We start from the raw sequence: 5,702 nt of genomic DNA on the forward strand, positions 1-5,702 counted from the left end.
AGGGTGGGCAAAGCGCAGCGTGCCCACCTTTCTTGCACCGACCGTGGATGGTGGGCACGCTGCGCTTTGCCCACCCTTCGACGCCCACAAATCCTCAATACTCAATCCCCAGTCCGTCATATACCCGGCGGAAGACCGCCGGCAGCGTCTCGGGAAGGTCTTCCGCGATCAGGCCCGGCCCCGCCTCCGCCCCGGCTTCGCCATGCATCCAGGCGCCGATGCTGGCGGCCTCGACGGCGGGCGTGCCTTGCGCGAGTAGCCCCGCGATGATGCCGGACAGCACGTCGCCGGCGCCGGCGGTGGCGAGCCATGGCGGCGCGTTGGAGGCGATGGTGGCGCGGCCATCGGGCGCGGCGACCACCGTGTCCGGTCCCTTCAACAGCACCACCGCACCGGAGCGCTCGGCGGCGGCGCGCACACGCTCGAGTTTGGAGCGGCCGGGATGCTTGTTGCTGATGTCGCTGAACAGCCGCGGGAACTCGCCCTCATGCGGCGTCAGCACCACCTGTGCCCCGTCCGATGCCTTGATCGCCTCGAACAACCGTTCCGGTGCATCCGCAAAACTGGTCAGCGCATCAGCGTCCAGCACCAGGTTGCGCTTCGCCGCGAGAGCCGTGTGGACAAAATCGCGCGTGCGTGGGCCGACGCCGGCACCGGGCCCGATCACGCTCGTGTTCAGCCGCCTGTCGTTCAGGAGATCGGCGAACTGGATCGCATTGTCGACCGCGCGCACCATCACCGCTGTCAGCGCCGCGGCGTTCACCGCCAGCGCATCGCTCGGCGAGGCCAGCGTCACCAGGCCCGCTCCCGCCCGCAGCGCGCCGCGCGCTGCAAGCCGCGAGGCGCCGGTCGCGGCGATGTCGCCGGAGACGGCAAGGACGTGACCGCGGGAATATTTGTGGCCGTCGATCTTCGGCACCGGAAACGCGTGCTGCCAGGTCGACGGAACATTCTCGAAGGTAGCCGGGCGGATTTCCTCGAGCACCTTCGGATCGATGCCGATATCGGCGACGCGCACGCGGCCGCAATGCACCCTGCCCGGCAAGAGCAGATGCGCCGGCTTGCGGCGGAAGAAGGTCACGGTCTCGGTGGCGCGGATCGCGATCCCCATCGGAGCACCGGTGGTGCCGTTGATGCCGCTCGGCAGGTCGACAGCGAGCACCGGCACATCATGGGCGTTGACCGCCTCGATCATCTCATGGGGTTCGCCCTTCACGGGACGGTCGAGCCCGGCGCCGAACAGCGCATCGATAATCAGCGCGGGCTTGCCGATCGCCTGCGGGTTGAACGGCAGCACCGGATATTTCCAGCCGCGTGCGGCCAGCGCCGCGTCGCCCTTCAGGCTGTCGCGCTCGCACAGCAGGATGACCGAGACCTCCCGCCCCCGTGCAGCAAGCTCGGCGGCGGCGACAAAGCCATCGCCACCATTGTTGCCGCGGCCCGCCACCACCAGGATCGGCCCCTCCTCGACCAGGTCCATGGCCGCTTCGGCCACCGCCTGCCCCGCGCTCATCATCAACGAAAAGCCAGGTGTGCCCCCGGCAATGGTCAGCCGGTCGGCGCGTTCCATTTCAGCCGTGGTCAGGATTTCCATGCTGAATCCTCAATCTATCAGCCTTTTCGACAGGCACCTCGCCCGGCTCGCGTCGATCATCCGCCGATGATTGCACACCAATTCATCCGTTTGCCTATTTCGCAGGCTTCGGTATCATGGGGCGCTCGATCCAACCTTGTCCGTCTGCCCGTTAAAAGGCTGATAACATTCCGAAATCAGGGACATTTATAACTTGGCATAGACCCTGCTTTTGAGGAAGCCGCTCAGGACGGCCGCCTTGTATGGCCGTGAGGGGCATTTCCGGCTCCGCCGGGAGTTGACGGATCGAACTGATTGCGCCACGCGCATCGAACCTGCACTTTGTATTCTGGAAATGCCCGGGAGGCCCTCAGTGAAGAAAATCGAAGCCATCATCAAGCCGTTCAAGCTCGACGAGGTGAAAGAGGCGCTTCAGGAAGTCGGACTTCAGGGCATCACGGTAACGGAGGCCAAGGGGTTTGGACGGCAGAAGGGTCACGCCGAGCTCTATCGCGGCGCGGAATACATCGTCGACTTCCTGCCGAAGGTGAAGATCGAGATCGTGATCGGCGACGACCTGGTCGAGAAGGCGATCGATGCGATCCGCCGCGCGGCGCAGACTGGGCGCATCGGCGACGGCAAGATTTTCGTTTCCAATATCGAGGAAGCGATCCGCATCCGGACCGGCGAATCCGGGCTGGACGCTATTTAAGCCCGGTGCTATCCGAAATCTTGCGATCCTAGAAGAGAATAAGGCTGCCTTTGGCGGCCTGATTTCGTTTGTATCATCGCGCGAACTTGGCCCAAGCGAGAACAACGTCGCTCACCTGGAAACCGACCCGCAAAGTCAAAAGGGATACTCATGAAGACCGCCAAAGACGTCCTGAAATCGATCAAGGACAACGACGTCAAATACGTCGATCTTCGCTTCACCGATCCGCGCGGCAAGTGGCAGCACGTGACCTTCGACGTCGGCATGATCGACGATGACATTTTCGCCGAAGGCACGATGTTCGACGGCTCCTCGATCGCCGGCTGGAAGGCGATCAACGAGTCCGACATGTGCCTGATGCCCGACCCCGTCACCGCGACGATCGACCCGTTCTTCGCCGAGACGACGATGGTGATCACCTGCGACGTGCTCGAGCCGACCACCGGCGAGCCCTACAACCGCGATCCGCGCGGCATCGCCAAGAAGGCGGAAGCGATGGTGAAGTCGATGGGCGTCGGCGACGCCGTCTATGTCGGCCCCGAGGCCGAGTTCTTCGTGTTCGACGACGTGCGCTTCTCCGCAAATCCCTACAACACCGGCTTCCGTCTCGACTCCTCGGAGCTGCCGACCAATTCCGACACCGAATATGAAGGCGGCAATCTGGGCCACCGCATCCGCACCAAGGGCGGTTACTTCCCGGTGCCGCCGCAGGACTCGGTGCAGGACATGCGCTCGGAGATGCTGGGCGCCATGGCCAAGATGGGCGTCAAGGTCGAGAAGCATCACCATGAGGTCGCTTCCGCCCAGCACGAGCTTGGCATGAAGTTCGACACGCTGACGCTGATGGCTGACCACCTGCAGATCTACAAGTACTGCATCCACCAGGTTGCGCACATCTACGGCAAGACCGCCACGTTCATGCCGAAGCCGGTCTACGGCGATAACGGCTCGGGCATGCACGTCCACCAGTCGATCTGGAAGGAAGGCAAGCCGGTGTTCGCCGGCAACAAGTACTCCGACCTCTCGGAGACCTGCCTCTCCTACATCGCCGGCATCATCAAGCACGCCAAGGCGATCAACGCCTTCACCAATCCGACAACCAACTCCTACAAGCGCCTGGTCCCGGGCTATGAGGCGCCGGTGCTGCTCGCCTACTCCGCGCGCAACCGCTCGGCCTCCTGCCGCATCCCCTACACCGCTTCGCCGAAGGCCAAGCGCGTCGAGGTCCGCTTCCCCGACCCGATGGCCAACCCCTATCTCGGCTTCGCGGCGATGCTGATGGCCGGCCTCGACGGCATCAAGAACAAGCTCGATCCGGGCCCGGCAATGGACAAGGACCTCTACGACCTGCCGAAGGAAGAGCTGAAGTCGATCCCGACCGTGTGCGGAAGCCTGCGCGAGGCGCTGGAAAACCTCGACAAGGACCGCGCGTTCCTGAAGGCCGGCGGCGTGTTCGACGACGACTTCATCGACGCCTACATCGAACTCAAGATGACCGAAGTCGAGCGCTTCGAAATGACCCCACACCCGGTCGAGTTCGACATGTACTATTCGCAGTGAGTTTTCACTGCCGCAACGATCGGAAAGGCGCTCCACACGGGGCGCCTTTTTTGTTTTGCGTCATTGCGAGCCACCGGGGCGGCGCTTCGCGCCGACCCGGTGGCTCGCAATGACGACTGATGGCGCTTATGTGGATTGCTTCTGCTTTCCCTTGACGGATGACTTGCAGAACTGTGAGTGACAACGCAAACTGCCGCAAAACAAAAAAGGGAGTGAAAAGATGAAACGGCGCACATTTCTTGCTGGCCTTGGTGCCACAGTCTTCTCGCCGGCGATTGTCCGCGCCGCGGGAGATACGCCGTTAAAGTTCGGTGTCCTGACGGACATGAATGGCCTGTTCGCAGACAATGGCGGCAAGGGATCGGTGGCGGCCGCCCAATTGGCGATCGAAGAGTGTGGTGGCAGCGTCCTGGGCAAACCCATCGAGCTGATTTCCGCCGATCATCAGAACAAGCCCGACCTCGGCGGGAATATTGCGCGCCAATGGTATGATCAGGATGGCGTCGACGTCATCCTCGACGTGCCGGTGTCGTCAGTATGTATTGCGGTCCAGAACTTCGCCAAGGATCGAAACAAGATGTTCATCACATCCGCGGGAGGTTCCGCGGATCTGAGTGGAAAGCTATGTTCTCCCAATTTCATCCAATGGACATATAATACCTACGCACTCGCGAACGTGGCCGGGAAAGCGTTGCTCCAACGTGGAGCCGACACGTGGTTCTTTATTGCTGCGGACTACGCATTCGGCCACGCGCTCGAGCGCGATGTGACGGAAGTCGTGACCAAGGGCGGAGGGAAGTCACTGGGGCATGCGCCGCATCCGATCAACACGGCAGATTTCAGCTCGGTCCTCCTGACGGCCAAGTCTTCGGGCGCGAAGGTCATCGCACTGGCCAACGCTGGCGCGGACACTCAGAACGGCATCAAACAAGCGGAAGAATTTGGCCTCACCAGCGGCGGCCAACAGATGATCGCGCTGCTGATTGACGTCAATGACATCCAAAGCATTGGCCTGAAGAGCGCGCAGGGCTTGCTTGCCACGATTGGCTTCTACTGGAACATGGATGACCGGACGCGCGAATTCGCAAAGCGCTATGCCGCCAAGATGGGAAAGCCGCCGAGCATGATGCAGGCGGGCGTGTATTCGTCCGCGTTGAACTACATCAAATCGGTCCAGGCCGCGAACACCAAGGATCCGGCCGCCGTCGTCAAGGATTTGCAGGGCCGCACCTTCAATGATGCTTTCGCGCGAAACGGCAAGCTTCGCGCCGACAACCTGATGGTGCACGACATGTACCTCGCCGAGGTCAAGAAGGCGAGCGAGGTGTCCGACCCGTCGGATGTCTTCAGGATCCTCGCAACCGTCGAAGGCAAGGACGCATTTCCATCGCTCTCGAGCAGCGCTTGCCCGATGGTGACGGCACAGAAGTAATTCCGAACTCACCCCGTCATTGCGAGCGGAACGAAGCAATCCACGTCTCCACAAGCGGCGCTATGGATTGCTGAGCTCCGCTAAGAAAGTGAGTTCCAAGCCGCTGGCCATGGTCCGCGCTGTCATTCCGGGGCACGCGTAGCGTGAGCCCGGAATCCATCGGACCGCATGCTCTGCGGTTGGATGGATTCCGGGCTCGTCCTTCGGACGCCCCGGACGCCCCGGAATGACGGAGGAGAAAAATTCGCCAGCAATTCCAAGGTGATTTGCCTCGTCCAGCCGTCGCGCGAAAAATATTCCGCTTAACCCGTCGGGCAAATCAGTGATTTAACTCCGCGCGTCTCACGGCGGATGAGCGACTATCTGGATTGTCAAGTTGCATTGGCGTAAGCGGCACGCGCCTCGCGTGCTTTGGCGTTGAGGCG

Annotated in this window: 4 protein-coding genes; 3 read left to right on the forward strand and 1 reads right to left on the reverse strand. The window is 62.0% G+C overall.

What is annotated here, in order from left to right; all coding sequences use genetic code 11:
* Positions 1–94 precede the first annotated feature (94 nt).
* Positions 95–1,594, reverse strand: a complete 1,500-nt coding sequence (locus tag AAFX91_RS38260; protein ID WP_394569946.1) for an NAD(P)H-hydrate dehydratase — start codon at positions 1,592–1,594, stop codon at positions 95–97.
* A gap of 352 nt (positions 1,595–1,946) precedes the next feature.
* Between AAFX91_RS38260 and AAFX91_RS38265 the strand changes: the two genes are divergently transcribed.
* The 3 genes from AAFX91_RS38265 (at position 1,947) to AAFX91_RS38275 (ending at position 5,277) form a co-directional block, all read left to right on the forward strand.
* Positions 1,947–2,285, forward strand: a complete 339-nt coding sequence (locus AAFX91_RS38265) for a P-II family nitrogen regulator (protein ID WP_011441447.1) — start codon at positions 1,947–1,949, stop codon at positions 2,283–2,285.
* 150 nt (positions 2,286–2,435) lie between these two features.
* The gene (gene glnA, locus AAFX91_RS38270; protein ID WP_130583903.1) at positions 2,436–3,845 is read left to right on the forward strand and encodes a type I glutamate--ammonia ligase; all 1,410 of its coding nucleotides are present in this window, start codon (positions 2,436–2,438) and stop codon (positions 3,843–3,845) included.
* A 220-nt stretch (positions 3,846–4,065) separates the two neighbouring features.
* The gene (locus tag AAFX91_RS38275; RefSeq protein WP_130583902.1) at positions 4,066–5,277 is read left to right on the forward strand and encodes an ABC transporter substrate-binding protein; all 1,212 of its coding nucleotides are present in this window, start codon (positions 4,066–4,068) and stop codon (positions 5,275–5,277) included.
* The last annotated feature ends 425 nt before the right edge of the window (positions 5,278–5,702 follow it).

It is taken from the genome of Bradyrhizobium sp. 31Argb, from assembly GCF_043638955.1.
In the GTDB taxonomy this organism is placed as follows: Bacteria; Pseudomonadota; Alphaproteobacteria; order Rhizobiales; family Xanthobacteraceae; genus Bradyrhizobium.